The organism is Streptomyces sp. NPDC101166 (genome assembly GCF_044768125.1).
In the GTDB taxonomy this organism is placed as follows: Bacteria; Actinomycetota; Actinomycetes; order Streptomycetales; family Streptomycetaceae; genus Streptomyces.
Genome location: NZ_JBIWPF010000006.1, coordinates 11,809 through 30,585 on the forward strand (window position 1 = coordinate 11,809; position 18,777 = coordinate 30,585).

An 18,777-nucleotide genomic window follows, 5' to 3' on the forward strand; every position below is an offset into this window, starting at 1 on the left:
GCAGCAGTTCGAACCGCCGACCGCAGGCCCTCGGTGGGCGGGCGGTCGTCCGGGTACCGCCACACCGTCGGCGAGCGCCATCAACTCGGCCGACACTGGCAGCAGTTCGGCCGCCGACCACACGTCCTCCCCGGACGGCCGTCCCGGCACCGCCACCCCTCGGCCAGCGCCATCAACTCAGCTGGCCCTGCGAACAGTTCGGCTGCCGGCCGCACGTCCTCGCGGGCGGGCGGTCGTCCGGGTACCGCCACACCGTCGGTGAGCGCCATCAACTCGGCCGACACTGGCAGCAGTTCGGCCGCCGACCACACGTCCTCCGGGGGCGGGCGGTCGTCCCGCAACCGCCACACCTCGGCCAGCGTCATCAACTCAGCTGTCCCTGCGCATAGTTCGGCCGCCGGCCGCACGTCCTCCGCGGCCGGACGGTCGTCCCGGCACCGCCACACCGTCGGCCAGCGCCATCAACTCGGCTGGTCAGGGCGCCCAGGGCGACCGCCGGGGCGGACTTGGCCCGGTTCCGGTGGGTCCGGGGGCGGTCGAGTCCGAGGCCGGTCAGGTCGTCGCCGCTTGCGGCCCGGACGCCATGGACCTCAGGACAGGCCGGCCGACTTCAGCCACGCCTTGGCGACGTCCAGCGGGTCCTTGCTCTGGAGCTGCACCTGATAGTCCAGGTCGAGCAGCGTCTTGGTGTCGAGCTTGGCCGAGACCGCGTTGAGCGCGTCGACACCCTCCTTCGAGAGCCCGCTCTTGTAGACCAGCGGGGTCACGTTGGCGAAGCCGAAGAGGTTCTTCGGGTCCTTGAGGAGGACGAACTTCTCCTTGGTGATGGTCGGGTCGGTGGTGAAGATGTCCGCCGCCTGCACGGTGTCCTTCTTCAGTGCGGCCTGGGTCAGCGGGCCGCCGGCGTCGAGCGCCTTGAAGGACTTGAACTTCAGGCCGTACACCGCTTCGAGGCCGACCATGCCCTGCTGCCGGGTCTGGAACTCGGGCGAGCCGCCGAGGACCAGCTGCGGGGCGATGTCCTTGATGTCGTCGAGGGTGGACTGCGCGGTGAGGTTGTGCTTCTTCGCGGTCTCCTGGTTGAGCGCGACGGAGTCCTTGTTCTCGGCCGAGGAGGACTCCAGCAGCGTCAGCTTGGGGTCGAGCTTGCCCTTCACGGCGGCGTTGACCGTCTCCGGCGACTTCTGCCCGGCCTTGGGGTCGAAGTAGGCGAGCAGGGAGCCGTTGTACTCCGGCAGAACGGTGATGGAACCGTTCTTGAGCAGGCCGTACGTGGTCTCGCGGCTGCCGATGTTGGGCTTGTAGGACACCTTGATGCCCTTGGCCTTGAGGGCCTCGCCGTAGATGTCCGCGAGCAGGATGCTCTCGGCGAAGTTGTTGGAGCCGACGACGACGGTGTTGCCGTCCGCCTTCCCCTCGGCGAGCGGGTCGGAGGGGTCGTCGGAGGAGGAACATCCCGCCAGCAGGGCCGTCGTCGCGACGAGGGCGACGGCTGCCGCGCCGGGATGGTGCCGGAGGGACCTGCTGCTGTGGGCGTTGGAAGTCACGGTTGCCGTTCCGGGCTCGGGGGTTCGGTGAGATGGAACTGAAGCACGCTGCAACTGATCCAATCCATCCGCTTCTCCATCAGTCAAGTGCCCCCGGGTCACCGATCGGCTTCGATTCGTGACCGATCGTGTCCGCGGAAGGGGGCGCTTCGTAATGGATTCTTGACGTAGGGCGACACACTCGACCGCACAAAGGCGCGATAGTGTCACGGAGGTCGACGTCGGTCACAACGGCGTGCGCCTGCGAGTCCTTGGAGGAGGCCTGGTGTCCACGAAACCGGTGGACGCGCCTGCCCGGCCATCCGGGGCCGTCTCACCGGTCCGCCGGGGGCGGCGGGGCTTCGCCGACAGGTGGCCTTTCCAGCGCAAGCTCACCGTCCTCGTCGGCGTACCGATGACGGTGATCGCGCTGCTGCTGACGTACCTCATCGTCAACCTGGTCGAGGAGTCCGACCGCGCCGAGTCGGCGGCCCGGCTGGTCCGCGACAGCGCCGAGGTCGCCCAACTCGTCACCGCCGTACAGGCGGAGCATCAGCAGGCCATCCTGCTCTCGGTGCGGCACGAGGCGGCCTTCGACGGTGGCACCCCCTCCACCAGCGCCTACCGGATCGCCCAACTCGCCGTGGACTCCCAGGTGCAGAAGGTGCGCGACGCGTTCGGCGGCCGGCTGCCGGCCGGCGAGGCGCAGGCCCTCAAGGAGATCGAGGGGCTGGCCGGCCTGCGCGCCACCATCGAGCAGGGCTACCTCCCCGCCGACAACATCGACCCCGCGTACACGGGCGCCGCCGAAGGCCTCATCGACGGACTCGGCCTGGACCGCAGCTCCGACCTCGCGACGACCTTCACCGGCAACCTGCTCGACTCGCTGCTGCGCGCCGACGCCGCGCACGGCGCTTTCGAGACCGGCGTCTTCTCCGCCCGCACCGGCGACAGCAACGCCCTCATCGAGTTCATGAGCGCGGTCGGCTCCGCCGAGTCGTACGCCTACCAGTCCGAGCGGTTCGCCCGGTTCGCCACCGAGGCGCAGACCGACGAGCTCGGCGGCATCGAGCACAACTCCTCGATGGCCGAGATCGGCCGGCACTACGCCGAACTGGCCGTCGACCCCAGCGTGTTGCAGGCCGGCTCCAAGGACGAGCTGCGCACGGCGTTCCGGCAGGCGCTCGACTCCTACCACCTCTACAACCAGCAGGCCTCTACACGGATCGAGATCACCGGCTCGCTCATCGGCCAGATCGCCGACCGGGCCGAGGACGCCTCGGTCAACGCCCAGTGGCGCGCCGGTCTGCTGCTCAGCCTGGCGCTGCTCGGCTTCGCCCTGTGGCTCGCCCTCGCGGTCCTGGTGCGCCGTTCCGTGATCCGTCCGGTGCTGGCCCTGACGGGGGCGGCGCAGGAGGTCGCCGACGTCGCCGGGCGCGAACTCGCGCGGGTGGCGGACGACGACGCCGAGGAGAGCGGGCCGCCCAGGCTGCGCGAGCTGCCGGTCACCGCGGACGACGAGATCGGCGAACTCGCCGAGGCCTTCAACGCCGTTCAGACCACCGCGGCCGCGCTGCTGGAGCGCCAGGTGCTCAGCCGGCGCAACGTCGCCGAGATGTTCGGCAACGTGGGCCGCCGCGTCAGCAACCTGACCACTCGTCAACTCGCGCTGATCGACGCGGTGGAGCGGGGCGAGACGGACCCCGCGCTGCTCGAACGGCTCTACTCCATCGACCACATCGCGGTCCGGTTGCGCCGCAACGCCGACAGCCTGATGCTGCTGGCCGGCATCCGTGAGACCGTCCTGGACTCCGGCCCCAGCGCGCTGACGAACGTGGTGCGTGCGGCGCTCGGCCAGATCGAGGGCTTCCAGCGGGTACGGCTGCACGCCGGGACCGAGGTCATGGTGGAGCCCGACATCATCGGCGACCTGACGCTGATGGTCGCCGAACTCCTGGAGAACGCCGTGTCGTTCTCGCCGGAGGGAAGTCCCGTCGAGGTGGCCGTCGACTCCGTCGACGGCGGTGCGACGATCACCGTCGCCGACCACGGTCTGGGCATGAGCACGGAACGCCTCACCGAGGAGAACGCCCGTCTGGTGCGCCGCGAGCGCCTCGACGTGGTGCCGACGAAGGTGCTCGGCCTGTTCGTGGTGGGCGCGCTGGCGCGCCGCTGGGACATCACCGTCACCCTCTCCCGAACGCCCGGCGGGGGTGTGACGGCGGAAGCGGTGATCCCGTCCTCCCTGCTGCTGGAACCGAGCGGCACGGGGACGCCGGAACCGCGTGCGAGCGACGCCAGGACCTCGCGATCGCTCACGAGGGCGCACTCGGACGCAGGGCCGGACTCGGACACGGAGCCGCCCGGTTCGCCGCCCGCCCCCTCGGCGCCCGCGTCCGGCCCCTCCCGCGCCCTCTCCGTCCCCGCCTGGGCCGTCGGCGACGACGGTGAGCCCGCCCCGCTCCCGCGCCGCGTCCCCCGGCGCGACACCGCGTCGGCCGACGAGACGCGGCCCGCGGCCCCGGACCCCACCGCCGTGGAGGAGGAGCAGCCGCCGGCCCACTCGAGAACGGCCGACACGGATCTCCCCGGCGGCACCGGAACGCACGGCGACGAGCCGGCCCCGGCTCCCGCCTCGGCCCACGACGGCGCGCCCTCCCCCGCCCACACGGGAACCGCGACCCACCAGGCCGCCCCGGGCCCCCGCACCGAGGCCGCCCGGCCCCAGGCCCGCGACGCCGCCCCGGTCCCTCACCCCCGTACCGAGGACAGCACCTGCGGCCGTGCCACCGCGGCGGACCGCCCGGTGGACGCGTCCGGCGGCCCCCGCCCACTGCGGCGCCGGGTCCGCGGCGCCACGCTGCGCACGACCGCCGACGCCGCCCAGCAGGCCGCGCGCGGGCCCGCACGGCCCGCGGACGCGGACGCCGTCCGCAGCGCGCTGGAGGAGTTCGAGGCGGCCGTGGAACGCGCCCACCGCGACACCGGCGAGCACCCCCGCCCCGCGGCCCCCCGGGCCGGCCACCACTCCCCCGACACCGTAGACGCCGAAGACACCGACCACCGGAACTCCGCGCACCGCCAGAACCACCTTCCGGAAGGAGCCGAGCAGTGAGCACGTCGACAGGTGAGACTCCCTCGGGAGACGCCACGCCGACCGACCTGCGGGCCGCCGCAGCCGACTTCACCTGGCTGCTCAACCGCTTCGCCACCGAGACCGCCGGGGTGGTGGACGCCATCGCGGTGTCCTCCGACGGTCTGCTGATCACCGTGTCGGAGCTGCGCGAGCACGCCGACTCCGAGCGGCTGGCCGCGATCGTCTCGGGCATCACCAGCCTGGCCGCGGGCGCCTCCGGCAACTACGGCCTGGGCGGCCTGAACAAGGTCATCATCGACCTCGAAGGCGGCCACGTCCTGGTCTCCGCGATCGGCAGCGGCGCCGTCCTCGGCGTGGTCACCGACAAGGAGGCCAAGCTGGGCAACATCGCCTACGAGATGACGGTGTTCGCCAACCGCGCCGGCGCCGCGCTGAGTCCGCAGCTCGTCCTGGAGCTGAAGAACAGCGTCGGCGCCGTCAGGTCGCGCTGACCGGCCGTCGGCGCCCGGCCCGCCGGTCCAGAGAGGGAGCGAACCAGCGATGGGGGACGGCCGCACTGCGCGCGACGCCGGCGAGGACGGCGCCGCACCGGTCGGTCCCGCGTCCGCCGTGCGGCCCTTCCTGGTCACCGCCGGGCGGGTCGCGGGCGCGGGCGCGGCGTCGTCCGGGCGGACGATGCCCGTCGAGACCCAGTTGGTGGCCACCGCCGACGGGCTCGGCGCCCTCGACCGGCTCTCCTTCGAACAGCACGACATCGTCGCCGCCTGCCGGGTGCCGCAGTCGATCGCGGAGATCGCGGCCCGTCTGCGGCTGCACCTGAACGTGGTGCGGGTCCTCGCCGAGGACCTGCGCGCGGCGGGGCAGCTGTCGGTGCACGTGCCGGACGCCGGCGTCGCCCACGACGCGTCCGTCCTGCGCAGGCTCATCGATGGCCTCCGTGCCATCCCCGACTCCCGGGGGGTACTCCGTGACTCCGACTGAACCGCTCGTACGGCACGGCGCCGGCCAGGCCGCCGTACGGCCCCCGCTACCGGTGAAGCTGGTGATCGCGGGCGGCTTCGGCGTGGGCAAGACCACCGCCGTCGGCGCGATCTCCGAGATCGAGCCGCTGACCACCGAGGCGGCCATCACCGAGGTCGCGGCGGGCGTGGACGACCTCAGCCACACCCCGCGCAAGACGACGACCACCGTCGCGATGGACTTCGGCTGCATCACCATCGACCCCACCCTGAAGCTCTACCTGTTCGGCACGCCCGGGCAGGAGCGGTTCGGGTTCATGTGGGACGACATCGTGGAGGGCGCGGTCGGCGGGCTCGTCATCGTCGACACACGCCGGCTGGACGACTGTTACGCCGCCGTCGACTACTTCGAGCACCGGCGGATCCCGTTCGCGGTGGCCGTGAACGCCTTCGACGGCCAGGTGGCGCACACCCTGGAGGAGGTCCGCTGGGCGCTCGACGTCTCCGAGGGCGTGCCGCTGCTGGTCTTCGACGCCCGCGAGCGCGGCTCGGTCCGCGACGCGCTGCTGGTGGTGCTGGAACAGGCGCTGGCGCGGACGGAGGGCTGAGCGCGCCTCCGCGGGCGGAGCGGTGGCGCGCTCTCCGGCGGGGCGTCAGGCCTTCGGGTCGGCGCGGCGCACTCCCGGCGACACCGCCACCCGGGCCACCGCCCAGAACACCGCGAGGGTCGCCAGGGCCATCACGGCGGTCAGGGTGGCGCCGCCCACGACCTTCTCGTAGTCGCGCTGGTAGAGGCCGTCGACGATGTAGCGGCCGAGGCCGCCGAGGCTGACGTAGGCGGCGATCGTGGCGGTGGAGACGATCTGGATGGCGGCGGAGCGCAGACCGCCGAGGATCAGCGGGAGCGCGACCGGCAGCTCCACCCGGAAGAGGATTCCGCTCTCCCGCATGCCCATGCCCCGGGCGGCGTCGACCGGGGAGGGGTCGACGGAGCGCACGGCCTCGTAGGTCGTGACCAGGATGGGCGGGACGGCGAGGACGACCAGGGGGATCATGACCGGCAGCATGCCGAAGCCGAGCAGCATGGTCATCAGCACCAGCAGGCCGAAGGTGGGCAGCGCCCGCCCCGCGGTGGCAACCATGGAGAGCGCGTTGCCGCCGCGGCCGTAGTGCCCGGTGAGCAGACCGACCGGCAGTCCGATGGCGGCGGCCAGGGCGAGCGCTTCGAGGGTGTACCCGGTGTGCTCCCCCAGGCGGGTGGGGATGCCGTTGTAGCCCTGCCAGTGGGCGCCGTCGCTGAAGAAGGCGTGGACGAAGTCGAGGACGTTCACCGGGCCGCGGCCGCCTTCCGGGAGGTACGGGCGCCGCTCGGCATCCACGGCGTGAGCAGGACGCGCAGGAACACCAGCAGGCCGTCGGCGAGGATGGCGAGGACGGCCATGGTGAGCACGGCGTTCCAGGCGAGTTCCGGCCGGTTGTAGATGGTGGCGTCGTGCAGCAGGTTGCCGAGGGCGCCCTGGTTGCCGATGAGGGTGCCGACGCTGACGAGGCTGATGCTCGACACGGTCGCCACCCGCAGCCCGGCGATGATCGCGGGCACGGCGATCGGCAACTGCACCTGGAGGTAGCGGCGTACGGGCCCGAAGCCCATGGCGGTGGCGGCGGCGAGCGTCTCCCGCGGCACCGAGCGCACCCCGTCGACGATCGCGGGGACGAGGACGACCAGCGTGTAGACGGTCAGCGGGATCATCACGGTCAGCTCGGTCTGGCCGGTGTAGTCGATGAGGACGACGAAGAAGGCCAGCGAGGGGATCGCGTACAGCACGGTCGTCACCCACAGCACCGGCGGGTACAACCAACGCAGCCGCACGCAGAGTTGGGCGAGCGGCAGAGCGAGCAGCAGACCGGCCAGGACCGGCAGCAGGGCCTCACGCAGATGCAGCCCGATGAGACCGGCCCAACTGTGCTGGAGATCGCTCGGGATGTCGAAGAACCGGTTCACCGGACGGCCTTCACCGCGGTGTCCGCCGCGTCGCCGCGGCCTTCGGCGTGGGCGCCTCGGATCGCCTCGCCGATGCTCTGCTGGGAGACCACGCCGGCCGCCCGGCCCTCCTCGTCCACGGCGACGGCCCAGCCCGTGGGCGAGAGCACGGCGCAGTCCAGGGCGGCCCGCAGCGAGTCCGTGCCCGCGGTGAACGGCCTGCCGCAGGAGAGCAGTCGGGCGGGGTCGACGGGCCCGGCGGTCAACTCTTCCGGCGCTCCCCAGCCCAGCGGCTTGCCCGCGACGTCGGTGACGAGGAGGTAGGGGGTTCCGGCGCCGGCGCGGGCGGCGATCTTCTCGGCGCTCGCGTCGACGGCGACGATCGGCGCGGTGAGCAGGTCGAGTCCGGCACAGCTGAAGAAGGACAGGCGCCGCACGCCGCGGTCGGCGCCGAGGAAGTCCTCGACGAACTCGTCGGCCGGATGGCTCAACAGCTCGGCCGGCGGCGCGAACTGGGCGAGCCGGCCGCCGGTGCGCAGCACCGCCACCATGGTGCCGATCTTCACCGCCTCGTCGATGTCGTGCGTGACGAAGACGATCGTCTTCCCCAACTCGTCCTGCAAGCGCAGAAGTTCGTCCTGCAGTCCTTTGCGGACGACGGGGTCGACGGCGGAGAACGGCTCGTCCATCAGCAGGACCGGCGGATCGGCGGCGAGCGCCCGTGCGACGCCCACGCGTTGCTGCTGGCCGCCGGAGAGCTGGTAGGGGTACCGCTTGGCGAGCGAGGCGTCGAGACCGACCCGCTCCATCAACTCCCTCGCCCGCGAGCGGGCCTTGTCCTTGCTCCAGCCGAGGAGACGGGGCACGGTGGCGATGTTGTCGACGATCGTGCGGTGCTGGAAGAGACCCGCGTTCTGGATGACGTATCCCATGGACCGGCGCAGGGTGTCGACGGGTTGCCGCTGGATGTCCTCGCCGTCGAGGAGGATGGCGCCCTCGCTGGGCTCGACCATCCGGTTGATCATGCGCAGGGTCGTCGTCTTGCCGCATCCGGAGGGGCCGACGAGGACGGTGATGGAGCGGTCCGGTATGTCGAGGGAGAGCCGGTCGACCGCCACGGTGCCGTCCGGGTATCGCTTCGTGACTGAATCTATCCGTATCAAAACGCCGAATGCCCTTCGGGTCTGACAGTCTCCGCCCGCTCTCGACCTTTTGAGGTCGGGCCGTTGCGGAGAGAGTCTAAGGGCTGTCGTTTTTCGGCAGGGTGCGAGGCCGCGGCCGTCAGGCGGTCCTCGCGTCGATGGCGGCCTGGAGGGACTCCTTGTAGCCCTCGCTCGTCACCGTCGCCCCCGACACCGTGTCGATGTCGGCGCTCTGCGCCTCCAGCGTCCCCGCGATCAGCTTCGGCACCGCCGCCGTCGTCTGCGGGTGGTCCGGCTGCTTCAGCATCCTGACGGCCGTGATCCGGTCGCCCTGATAGGTCACCTCGACCTGCACGTCCCCCTTGTCGGTGCCCACGACCGTGCCCTTGACGACGATGGACGAGCCGGACGCCGGGCCGGAGGCGGACCCGGCGGAAGACCCGGCCGGCGAAGCCGTCGGCGCCGGCGCCGCGACCGCGCCGGACGACGACGCCCCCGTGGACGGCTCGTAACGCCACACCGGGATGAGCCCGGCGATGCTGAGGACCAGGACAGGCAGTGCTCGCTTCACGATCTCCCTCTCATCCCGCCAAGCTGAAACGCTCGAAGTGGACTTGCGTCCGGGGCACGTCCAGCGCACGCAGGCTGCCCAGCACCGCGTTCATCATCGGGGGCGGCCCGCACAGGAACACGTCCCGCTCGGCGATGTCCGGCACCAGCCGGATCAGCTCGCCGGGAGCCAGCTTGTCGGGGACGGGCGGGCCGGTCACGAGGTGCAGCTCGGCGCCCTTGGCGCGGGCGAGGTCGCGCAGCTCGTCGTGGAGGACGGCGTCCCGGTCGGCGCCGACGCGGTAGATCACGACGGCGTGGCCGTGCAGTTCCTCCAGCAGCGCCCGGATGGGCGTGACCCCGACGCCGCCGGCGATGAGGACGGACTCCGGCCGGGTGCGGTGCATCGCGGTGAAGGCGCCGTAGGGGCCCTCGGCGAAGACCCGGGTACCGGGCTCGAGGTGACGCAGCCCGGCGGAGCCGTCGCCCGCGGCCTTGACGGTCAGGCGCAGGGTGCGCCCGTCGGGCGCCGCCGACAGCGAGAACGGGTTGGCCTGCCACCAGCGGTCCTTGGTGAGGAACCGCCACAGGAAGAACTGCCCCGCGCGGGCCGGCAACCGGTCCAGGTCACGTCCGGTGATGTAGACGGAGACGACGTCGTCCGACTCGGGGACGACCGCTTCGACGCGCAGCCGGTGACGCCGGTTGCGCCACAGCGGCAGGACGATCCGGCCAGCGAACACCGAGCCGAGGGCGACGCCCCACACGCCGTACCAGTACGCCGTCGCGGCGGACGACGCGGTGAAGGTGGTGCCGGCGGCGACCTGGTGGGTGAAGGCGAGCACCACGGCGACGTAGGCGTACAGATGGACGAAGTGCCAGGTCTCGTAGGCCAGTCGGCGGCGGGCCCAGCGGGCGGAGGCCCCGCCGACGACCAGCAGGAGGCCCGTCGCCACGACCGCGCGGAAGACGCCCTCGACGGTCTCGGCGAGGTCCACGACCTGGCTGACCGGGTCCAGGGAGGACGACTCGGCGTACCCGAAGGCGATGAACACGACGTGCCCGACGAGCGTCCACAGCAGGCCGAAACCCGTCCAGCGGTGCCAGTTCGTCAGCCGGTCCATGCCGATGCGGCGGTCCAGCCAGGGCAGCCGGGCGACCAGCAGCAGCTGGAACGCCATCAGCAGCGCGGCGTAGAGGCCGGCGAACCGGCCCAGCACGACCAGGGCGTTGGAGGCGAAGCCCGCCTGGACGGCGAAGAGGGTCACGACGGCCGCGTTGGCGGCCAGCACCGTGTACAGCCCGGCGCGGGCCACGGCTCGGGGCCGTATCGTCGCGGTGCGCGCGGGAGGCGACTGGAGGGTCGTCACCAACGGGAACTCCTCGATCGGGTCTCAGGGGCCCTGGGCCCCCCTCTCAGGACACCGAGCCTGGCCGCCGGAGCTGTCGATCACCTGTCGTACAACTTTCAAGTGTGTATCGATCTGCGCACGGGTGCGAAACCGGGCTCCGGTCCGGCCGGGTCGGTGACGCAGTATGAACCCGTGGACAAAGTGCGACTCCTCGTGGTGGACGACGACCCCCCGATCGCCGATCTCGTGGCGACCGTCGCCCGTTACGAGGGCTGGGAAGCGGTCACCGCGAACACGGGCGAGGAGGCGCTGCGCCGCGCCGCCGGGTTCCGCCCCGACATCGTGGTGCTCGACCTGATGCTGCCGGACGTCGACGGCTTCGGCGTCCTGGACCGTCTGCGGCGGTCCGGGACCATGGTGCCGGTGGTGTTCCTGACCGCCCGCGACGGCGTCGCCGACCGGGTCGCGGGGCTGACCCGCGGCGGTGACGACTACCTGGTCAAACCGTTCGCGGTGGAGGAGCTGATGGCCCGGCTGCGCACCGTGCTGCGGCGCAGCGCGGGACCCGCCTTCCAGCGGTCCGTGCTGCGGGTGAGCGACCTGACGATGGACGAGGACACCCGTGAGGTGCGGCGCGGCGAGCGGCTGCTGACGCTGACGCCGACGGAGTACGAGGTGCTGCGCTATCTGATGCGCAAGTCGCCCACCGTGCTGACCAAGGCGCAGATCCTGGACCATGTGTGGGAGTACGGCTTCGGCGGCCGCTCCAACGTCGTGGAGCTGGTGGTGAGCCGGCTGCGGCGCAAGCTCGACGCGACGGGCGCGCCACTGATCCACACCGTGCGCGGCTTCGGGTACGTCGTCCGGCAGGCGGCTCAGTGATCCGCAGGGTCCGGCGGGCGTACCGCAGGCTGCGGCTCGGCACCCGGCTGGCACTGGGCCTGGGCGCGCTGGCGCTGGTGGTGTTCGCCATCGTCGGCACGGCCCTGACGACCTATATGCGCGACTACCTGTCGGCGCAGCTCAACGACCAGCTGAAGCTCGCCCAGGTCGCGCAGTCCAAGAGCATCGCGGACTCCGGCACGCTGACCGGCAAGAAGTACTACCGCTGGTACTACGCGGTGTACGACGTGTCGGCCGACGGCACGCCGGTGCTGCGCAGGCCCGAGGACGCCGGCGACCTGCCCGGCAACCCGGCCGGCGTCGCCGACTTCACCGCCCTGGCGAAGGCGCAGACGTCCACGGGCACGGAGGTCCTGCGCACGGAGCACCTCGAGGGCGAGGGCGTGTACCGGCTGCGGGCCTGTTCGGTGGAGCCCGGCGTCGTCCTGGTCAGCGGCGCGCCGATGGACGCCATCGAGGGCACCGTACGGCAGCTGGTCACCGTCCAGGTCGTCACCTTCGGCCTCGCGCTGCTGGCCCTCGTGGTGTGCGGCCGGGCGATGCTGCGGCGCGGGCTGAAGCCGCTGAGCGACATGGCGCACACAGCGCACGGGATCGCCTCGCACGACCTGACGGAGTCGGCGTCACGGCTGCACCTGCGCGCGCACGCGCCGGGCGGCGGCCCGGAGGTGGAGGAGCTGCGCACCGCGTTCAACACGATGCTGGAGCACATCGACGACTCCCTCGCGGTCCGCGCCCGCGCCGAGCAACGGCTGCGCAGCTTCGTCGCCGACGCCTCGCACGAGCTGCGCACCCCGCTGATGTCGGTGCGCGGCTACGCGGACCTCTTCCAGTACGCGGCGGCCAACGCCCCCGAGGAGCGCGACCGGCATCTGGCCCGGCTGCGCGCAGAGGCCGCGCGGATGGGCGTCCTCCTCGACGACCTGCTGCTGCTCGCCCGGCTGGACGCCGCGGAGGTGGAGACCCCGCTGCGGATGGCGGACGCGGACCTGGTGGCGCTGGTGGAGCAGGCGGCCGACGCGTTCCGCGCGAGTCGTCCCGGCCATCCGCTGACCGTGCGCCCCGGGCCGGGGTCGGTACGGCTGCGGCTGGACGCGCACCGGGTCCGCCAGGTGCTGGACAACCTCCTCACCAACGCGGCCGTGCACACCCCGCCCGGCACCCCGGTGTCCGTCGCGGTGTCCGTGACGGGGGACTCGGCGCTGGTGCGGATCGCCGACGAGGGGCCCGGAATCCCGCCCGGCGACCAGGAACGGGTCTTCGACCGGTTCTACCGCGTCGACAAGGCCCGCAGCCGCGACCGGGGCGGCAGCGGGCTCGGGCTGGCGGTGGCCCGTTCCCTGGCCGACGCCCACGGCGGCTCCCTCACCCTGGCCGGCGCGGCCGGCCGGACGGTCTTCACCCTCGTCCTGCCGGCGACGTCGTCCCGAGGACGCCGCCGGGGGACCTTTGAGCCGTGCGGGGCGCGGGCAGAACTCTCCCAGCCCCCGCCCGCGGACGTGACGCGAAAGGACGCCGTGCGCCGTGCCCCCGCTGCCGCTCGACGGTCCCGCCTCCCCGCTCCCCCGCGCGGACGACCGCCCCCCGCCGCCCGTCACACCCGCCCGCCGCTCGGCGGCCCGCGCCTCCGGCTCACCCGGCGGGCGCCGGGTCCTCGTCCTGCTGCCGCTGCTGATGCTCGGCGGGTGGGCCGCCCTCGACCGGCACTCCCTGCGCGAGGGCGCCGCCAGGCTCGCCGCCGCCGACCCCTGGTGGCTGCTGGCCGGGTGCCTGTTCACCGGCCTGGGCTGGATCGCCGCCGCCTGCGCCCGCCAGGGCGCGATCGCCGACCGGCTGCCCAAGGGCCTGCTGCTGGCCTCCCAGATCGCCGCGGGCGCCGCGAACAACCTGCTGCCCGCCGGCATCGGCGCCCACGCGGTCACCGTCCGCTTCCTCCAGCGCCGGGGCGTCCCCCTCCCGCGCGCCACCGCGTCCATCGCCCTGTACTCCCTGGTCAGGGCGGTGGCGAAGATGTCCGTGCTCCTGGTGCTGCTGCTGGCCGCGCCGGCCGCGGCACCCCCGGTCGAGCTTCTGCCCGAAGGACGGACGATGCTGACGGCCGCCGCGGGGGCGGTCCTGATCCTCGCCGCGGCCGCGGCGCTCCTGGTTCTCCTACGCCCCCTGCGCCGGCCCGCCGTGGACTTCGTCCGCACGGCGCTCACCGACGCCCGCCGGCTGCACTCCCGCCCCGCCCGCTTCCTCCCCCTGTGGGGCGGAGCTGCGGCGGCCCCACTGCTCCAGGCCTGCGTCCTCGCCTCGGTCGGCACGGCACTGGACGTGCCGCTGACCTGGCCGCAACTGCTGTTCGCGTTCCTCGCGGCGAGCACCGCCGCCGGCGCGGTCCCGGCCCCGGGCGGCATCGGGCCCGTCGACGCGGCCCTGGTCCTCACCCTGGCCGGCTACGGGGCCCCGCTCCCCCTGGCCACCGCCACCGTGATCGGCTACCGCGTCCTGACGGTCTGGCTGCCCGTGCCGCCGGGCATGCTGGCGCTCTCGGCCCTGCTGCAGCGCGAGGCGCTGTGAGCGCCCGGCCCGTCGGACCGGGCGCTCCTCCTCACTTCCGCGCCGGCGTCAGCTCTCCGTCGGCGTCAGCCGCAGCGACACGCTGTTGATGCAGTACCGCTGATCGGTCGGGGTGGGGTAGCCCTCGCCCTCGAAGACATGGCCGAGGTGCGAACCGCAGCGGGCGCAGCGCACCTCGGTGCGCACCATGCCGTGCGAGCGGTCCTCGATCAGCTCGACCGCGTCGCTGTCCTTCGGGTCGAAGAACGACGGCCAGCCGCAGTGGGACTCGAACTTGGCGTCCGAGGTGAACAGTTCGGAGCCACAGGCCCGGCAGGAGTACACGCCCCGCGTCTTGGTGTCGGTGTACTCACCGGTGAAGGCGGGCTCGGTGCCCGCCTGGCGCAGCACGGCGTACTCGGCCGGGGTGAGCTCCGCCCGCCACTGCTCGTCGGGCTTTTCGACGTCGTACGACATGAAGGCCAACCCCTCTGCTTCTCTCTACCGCTGTGCGAGACGGTCCAGGATCTTCGGGCCCAGGTCGGTCACGTCTCCCGCGCCCATGGTGAGAACGAGATCACCGGGCTTGGCCATTCCCGCGACGAGGGCCGGCGTCTCCTCCTTGTCGTGGACCGGCGTCACGTCCGCGCCCGCCGCGCGGCCCGCGGCGATGATCAGCTCGCTGGTCACACCCGGGATCGGGTCCTCGCGGGCCGGGTAGATGTCGAGGACCAGGGAGGTGTCGGCCAGGGCCAGCGCCTCGCCCATCTCCTTGCCCAGCTCCTGCGTCCGCGAGAACAGGTGGGGCTGGTAGACGACGAGGATGCGGCCGTCGCCGGCCGCCCCGCGCATCGCCTCCAGGTCGGCGGTCATCTCGGTGGGGTGGTGCGCGTAGGAGTCGATGACCTGGACGCCCGCCGCCTCGCCCTTGAGCTGGAGGCGGCGCTTGACGCCGGTGTACGCGCCGAGCGCCGTCGCCAGCGCGGTGGCCGGGACGCCGAGGGCCACGCCGGCGGCGAGCGCGGCGACCGCGTTGTGCGCGTAGTGGCGGCCGGGCACGGAGACCGTGAAGGTGATCTCCTGGCCGTCCAGGGCGACGGTCACGCTGCTCTTCAGGCCCTGGGCCGTCACGGACAGGATCCGCACGTCGGCGTCGGCGGACTCGCCGTACGTCACCACCCGCAGACCGCCCTCGATCCGCCGCGTCAGCTCGCGCGCGCCCTCGTGGTCGGCGGAGATCACCAGCGTGCCGCCGGGGACGATCTTGCGGACGAAGGTCTCGAAGGACTCGTAGATCTCGTCCATCGAGGCGTAGTTGGCGTGGTGGTCCAGCTCCACGTTGAGGACGATGGCGACCTCGGGCGCGTAGGTGTGGAAGCTGCGGTCGGACTCGTCCGCCTCGGCGACGAAGATCTCGCCCTCGCCGTGCTCCGCGTTGGAGCCGGGGACGTCCAGGTCGCCGCCGATCGCGTACGAGGGGTGCAGGGCCAGCTCGGTCAGCGCGACCGCCAGCATGGACGTGGTGGTGGTCTTCCCGTGGGTGCCGGCGACCGCGATGGGACGCAGACCGTCCATCAGCCGGGCAAGAGCATCCGAACGGTGGACGACCGGAATGCCCAGCTCAGCCGCACGGGTGAGCTCGGGGTTGTCCGCGCGGATCGCCGACGACACCACGACACAGCTCGCGTCGTCGGCCAGGTGCCCGGCCGCGTGCCCGATGTGCACGGTGACGCCGAGCGCGCGCAGCGCCTCGGCGGTCGCGGTCTCCTTGGCGTCGCTGCCCGCCACCCGGGCCCCGCGCCGAGCGAGGATCTTGGCGATGCCCGACATCCCGGCGCCGCCGATGCCGATGAAGTGCGGTCGGTCCATGGCGGTAGGAAGGCCAGGTGCCATGCGTGTTCTCCCAAGTTCCGTACGACACTGAACGCGCCCCCCGGACGGGAGCGCGCCCCCCAGACTATTGCGTACAGAACCGACGAGCCCCGCTAGGTGCGCGGACCGCGCCCGCGTGCCGGGTCACGTCTTGCTGTGTGAGAACAGTTTGAGCACGGGCACGCCGACCTTGTGGCGGGCGCGGGAGGCCCAGTCGCGGTGGAAGAACTCCTCCACGTAGTGCGGATCGGTCAGGACGATCACCTCGTCCGCGTTCACCTCGTCGACGAGGGACTTCAGCGCGTCCAGCGGGTGATCCTCCACCAGGCGCCCCGCCGCCTGGCTCCCGGCCCCGTGCAGCGCCTGCAGGGACACCTCCAGGGCCCGCTCCCCGAATCCCTTCGCCTCGTCGCCCTCCGGCGTCTCCCCTTCGCGCGCGGCCTCGTCGAGCTCGCCGAGCGCCACGTCGTCGATGGCCCGCAGCAGCCGGTCCGCCTGGTCGCCGCGCGGCTGGAGCAGCACGTGGAAGGCGACCTGCTCGTCGCCGTGCAAGGTGGTGACGAACTCCACGTCGGCGGACGTCAGGGCTTTCTCGATCATCAAAACGCTTGTGAACACCAGCGCCCCATTCTCCTTCGAGGGCCCCCGTGGCCCTCAGTCCTCCGTGAGCCGTGCCCGGCCCTGCCGAAACCATCCTTCCCCGTGCGCGCACGGGAAGCGCGCGTCGTGGTCCACCCGCGCGCCGTGCCCGCCTGCCCCGGATCCGGCCCGCCACACCAGGGTGCGTCCGGCTGGGACCGGCATGTCAGTCGCCCCGCTCCCGGCGGTAGCTGCCGTACAGGAAGCCGTCCTCCTCCAGGAGCGAGGCCAGCGCGTACCGCTGCGGCACGGCGATGGCGGGGCCGCCCGCGATCCGCTGCGCGTCGCCCGCCGTGAGCAGCGGCGAGAGGGTCACGCACAGCTCGTCCAGCACGCCGGCGGCGACGAGCTGCCCCAGCAGCCGGGGGCCGCCCTCGGTCAGCAGCCGGGTGTGCCCGAGACCGGCGAGGGCCGGCACGACCCGGCCCGGCTCGACGCCCGTGCCGTCACCGGCGACGACCACCCGGGCGCCGGCCTTCTCGGCGGCCGCGACCCGGTCGGGGGCGGCCGCCGCGCCGGTCAGGACGAGGGTGGGGACGAGCGGGGAGGTGAACAGCGGGAGGGAGAAGTCGAGGTCCAGGCTCGCGGAGACGACGGCGATGGCCGGCGCGGGCCCCTGCCCGGCGGCTTCCCGCCGTCGGGCGAACTCCGCACGCGCGCGTGCGGGGCGGTACCCCTCCTGGCGTACGGTCTCCGCGCCGACGACCACCACGTCGGCGAGGGCCCGCAGGGTGCCGAAGATCCGCATGTCAGTGGCGTTGGAGATGGGCTGGGAGCGCCCGTCGTGCTGGGCGGCGCCGTCGAGCGTGGACACCATGTTGGCCCGCAGCCAGGGCGCGGCGCCGCCCGGGCCGGGCCGGGGATAGGCGTAGGCCTCGGCGATGTCGTCGAGACCCCACTCCCGGGCCTCGGTCGCTGTCTGGTCGGTCACAGGGAACAGCCGTCGCATGCCAGGCAGTCTGGCACGCCACGTACGATGGGGAACCGTGTCGTCCTCCACCCCCGCCTCCGCCCAGACCTCCCCTCACGGGCCGATAGCCGACGCCGCGCCGGTGTCCCTGTGCGCTCGTGAGCCGCGGGTTCCCGCGGACCGGCTGGTCGCCGAGATGGTTCCGCCGCCGCGGTTCGACTCGGTCCGGTTCAGCACGTACATCCCGGACCCGAACCAGCCCAGCCAGACCGAGGCGGTCGGCGTGCTGGAGGGCTTCGCGGCGGGGCTCGGCGCGCGGGCGGCCGGTTCCGCCAAGCGGGGGTTCTTCGGCTTCGGCAGGGCGAAGGCGCCCAGGGCCGCGGCCGGCCCGCGCGGCGTCTACCTCGACGGCGGCTACGGCGTCGGCAAGACGCATCTGCTGGCCTCGCTGTGGCACGCCACCGAGGCCGAGCCCGAGCTCAAGGCGTTCGGCACGTTCGTGGAGCTGACCAACCTGGTCGGCGCGCTCGGCTTCCAGCAGACCGTGCGCACGCTCTCCGGTCACCGGCTGCTGTGCATCGACGAGTTCGAGCTGGACGACCCCGGCGACACCGTCCTCGTCTCCACCCTGCTGGGCAAGCTGGTCGACGCGGGCGTGGCGCTCGCCGCCACCTCCAACACCCTGCCGGGCAAGCTCGGCGAGGGCCGCTTCGCGGCGGCCGACTTCCTGCGCGAGATCCAGGGCCTGTCGGCCCACTTCCGCGCCCTGCGCATCGACGGCGAGGACTACCGCCACCGCGGCCTGCCCGAGGCGCCGGCGCCGTACTCCGACGAGCAGGTGAAGAAGGCGGCGTACGACGTCGAGGGCGCCTCGCTCGACGACTTCCCCCAGCTGCTGGAACACCTCGCCAAGGTCCACCCCAGCCGCTACGGAGCACTGACCGACGGCCTGCAGGCGGTCTGCCTCACCGGTGTGCGGCCGGTTCCCGACCAGTCGACGGCGCTGCGTCTGGTCGTCCTCGCCGACCGGCTCTACGACCGCGAGGTGCCGGTGCTGGCCTCCGGGCTCCCCTTCGACCGGCTGTTCAGCGAGGAGATGCTGAACGGCGGCTACCGGAAGAAGTACTTCCGGGCGATCTCGCGGCTCACCGCACTCGCCCGTGACGCGGGACGCCTCGTCGAAGGCGGCTGACACTCCCGGCCTACAGCCCCGCTACCCCATGGACCGACGCGGATCAAGAGGCTTTTCCAGCCGTCCACCCCGCACGCTTCAGCCTGTCTTCAGCTCGAAACGTTAAGTTAACCC

The 18,777-nt window shown here is 72.7% G+C and carries 17 protein-coding genes and 1 pseudogene; 8 read left to right on the forward strand and 10 right to left on the reverse strand.

The window, feature by feature from the left end; translation table 11 throughout:
• Positions 1–590: 590 nt before the first annotated feature.
• Entirely contained in the window at positions 591–1,547 is a 957-nt protein-coding gene (locus ACIRS4_RS12915) for an ABC transporter substrate-binding protein (protein ID WP_404194080.1), read from the reverse strand.
• Between the two features lie 265 nt (positions 1,548–1,812).
• Here ACIRS4_RS12915 and ACIRS4_RS12920 point away from each other — a divergent pair, with 265 nt between their 5' ends.
• Genes ACIRS4_RS12920 through ACIRS4_RS12935 form a run of 4 tightly spaced genes read left to right on the forward strand, consistent with a single transcriptional unit; the run spans position 1,813 to position 6,190 of the window.
• Positions 1,813–4,641, forward strand: coding sequence for an ATP-binding protein (locus ACIRS4_RS12920; RefSeq protein ID WP_404194082.1), 2,829 nt, complete (start codon positions 1,813–1,815; stop codon positions 4,639–4,641).
• Positions 4,638–5,114, forward strand: a complete 477-nt coding sequence (locus tag ACIRS4_RS12925; protein WP_404194084.1) for a roadblock/LC7 domain-containing protein — start codon at positions 4,638–4,640, stop codon at positions 5,112–5,114. The genes ACIRS4_RS12920 and ACIRS4_RS12925 overlap by 4 nt, the downstream gene beginning before the upstream one ends.
• 49 nt (positions 5,115–5,163) lie before the next feature.
• Positions 5,164–5,604, forward strand: coding sequence for a DUF742 domain-containing protein (locus tag ACIRS4_RS12930; protein ID WP_404194086.1), 441 nt, complete (start codon positions 5,164–5,166; stop codon positions 5,602–5,604).
• Positions 5,591–6,190 carry a GTP-binding protein gene (locus tag ACIRS4_RS12935; RefSeq protein WP_404194088.1) on the forward strand — a complete coding sequence of 200 codons (600 nt, stop codon included), beginning with the start codon at positions 5,591–5,593 and terminating at the stop codon, positions 6,188–6,190. Before ACIRS4_RS12930 ends, ACIRS4_RS12935 begins: the two co-directional genes overlap by 14 nt.
• A 45-nt stretch (positions 6,191–6,235) precedes the next feature.
• Here the strand turns inward: ACIRS4_RS12935 and ACIRS4_RS12940 are convergent, their stop codons facing one another.
• From ACIRS4_RS12940 to ACIRS4_RS12960, 5 genes are all read right to left on the reverse strand, one after another.
• The gene (locus ACIRS4_RS12940; protein WP_404194090.1) at positions 6,236–6,913 is read right to left on the reverse strand and encodes an ABC transporter permease; all 678 of its coding nucleotides are present in this window, start codon (positions 6,911–6,913) and stop codon (positions 6,236–6,238) included.
• Positions 6,910–7,584 (reverse strand): ABC transporter permease, encoded by a 675-nt coding sequence (locus tag ACIRS4_RS12945; protein WP_404194093.1) that lies wholly within the window; start codon positions 7,582–7,584, stop codon positions 6,910–6,912. Before ACIRS4_RS12945 ends, ACIRS4_RS12940 begins: the two co-directional genes overlap by 4 nt.
• Positions 7,581–8,726 (reverse strand): ABC transporter ATP-binding protein, encoded by a 1,146-nt coding sequence (locus ACIRS4_RS12950; protein WP_404194096.1) that lies wholly within the window; start codon positions 8,724–8,726, stop codon positions 7,581–7,583. Before ACIRS4_RS12950 ends, ACIRS4_RS12945 begins: the two co-directional genes overlap by 4 nt.
• A 118-nt stretch (positions 8,727–8,844) precedes the next feature.
• On the reverse strand, positions 8,845–9,276 hold the full coding sequence (locus ACIRS4_RS12955) for an FMN-binding protein (RefSeq protein WP_404194098.1): 432 nt from the start codon (positions 9,274–9,276) through the stop codon (positions 8,845–8,847).
• A gap of 10 nt (positions 9,277–9,286) precedes the next feature.
• Positions 9,287–10,624, reverse strand: coding sequence for a ferric reductase-like transmembrane domain-containing protein (locus ACIRS4_RS12960; protein ID WP_404194101.1), 1,338 nt, complete (start codon positions 10,622–10,624; stop codon positions 9,287–9,289).
• 174 nt (positions 10,625–10,798) lie between these two features.
• On the opposite strand from ACIRS4_RS12960, the gene ACIRS4_RS12965 reads away from it, so the two are divergent.
• The 3 genes and pseudogenes from ACIRS4_RS12965 (at position 10,799) to ACIRS4_RS12975 (ending at position 14,071) form a co-directional block, all read left to right on the forward strand.
• On the forward strand, positions 10,799–11,488 hold the full coding sequence (locus tag ACIRS4_RS12965; RefSeq protein ID WP_404194104.1) for a response regulator transcription factor: 690 nt from the start codon (positions 10,799–10,801) through the stop codon (positions 11,486–11,488).
• A pseudogene (locus ACIRS4_RS12970) lies at positions 11,485–12,930 on the forward strand (sensor histidine kinase); the annotation flags it as partial. The gene ACIRS4_RS12965 and the pseudogene ACIRS4_RS12970, both read left to right, overlap by 4 nt.
• 103 nt (positions 12,931–13,033) lie before the next feature.
• Positions 13,034–14,071 carry a YbhN family protein gene (locus ACIRS4_RS12975; RefSeq protein WP_404194107.1) on the forward strand — a complete coding sequence of 346 codons (1,038 nt, stop codon included), beginning with the start codon at positions 13,034–13,036 and terminating at the stop codon, positions 14,069–14,071.
• Positions 14,072–14,119: 48 nt separating this feature from the next.
• On the opposite strand, the gene msrB is transcribed toward ACIRS4_RS12975, so the two are convergent.
• The 4 genes from msrB to ACIRS4_RS12995 form a co-directional block, all read right to left on the reverse strand.
• Positions 14,120–14,527, reverse strand: a complete 408-nt coding sequence (msrB, locus tag ACIRS4_RS12980; RefSeq protein ID WP_404194109.1) for a peptide-methionine (R)-S-oxide reductase MsrB — start codon at positions 14,525–14,527, stop codon at positions 14,120–14,122.
• A gap of 24 nt (positions 14,528–14,551) precedes the next feature.
• Entirely contained in the window at positions 14,552–15,943 is a 1,392-nt protein-coding gene (gene murC / locus ACIRS4_RS12985; protein ID WP_404194111.1) for a UDP-N-acetylmuramate--L-alanine ligase, read from the reverse strand.
• Positions 15,944–16,066: 123 nt separating this feature from the next.
• Entirely contained in the window at positions 16,067–16,540 is a 474-nt protein-coding gene (locus ACIRS4_RS12990; protein ID WP_404194113.1) for an indole-3-glycerol phosphate synthase, read from the reverse strand.
• Between the two features lie 187 nt (positions 16,541–16,727).
• Entirely contained in the window at positions 16,728–17,510 is a 783-nt protein-coding gene (locus ACIRS4_RS12995) for a pyrimidine reductase family protein (protein ID WP_404194116.1), read from the reverse strand.
• Positions 17,511–17,547: 37 nt separating this feature from the next.
• On the opposite strand from ACIRS4_RS12995, the gene zapE reads away from it, so the two are divergent.
• Complete coding sequence (zapE, locus tag ACIRS4_RS13000; RefSeq protein ID WP_404194118.1) at positions 17,548–18,663, forward strand: cell division protein ZapE; 1,116 nt, start codon at positions 17,548–17,550, stop codon at positions 18,661–18,663.
• The last annotated feature ends 114 nt before the right edge of the window (positions 18,664–18,777 follow it).

Coding starts and splice junctions, on each gene's coding strand:
- ACIRS4_RS12995 (WP_404194116.1), bottom strand. CDS start 17,510: ATGCGACGGCTGTTCCCTGTGACCGACCAGACAGCGACCGAGGCCCGG.
- msrB (WP_404194109.1), bottom strand. CDS start 14,527: ATGTCGTACGACGTCGAAAAGCCCGACGAGCAGTGGCGGGCGGAGCTC.
- murC (WP_404194111.1), bottom strand. CDS start 15,943: ATGGCACCTGGCCTTCCTACCGCCATGGACCGACCGCACTTCATCGGC.
- ACIRS4_RS12930 (WP_404194086.1), top strand. CDS start 5,164: ATGGGGGACGGCCGCACTGCGCGCGACGCCGGCGAGGACGGCGCCGCA.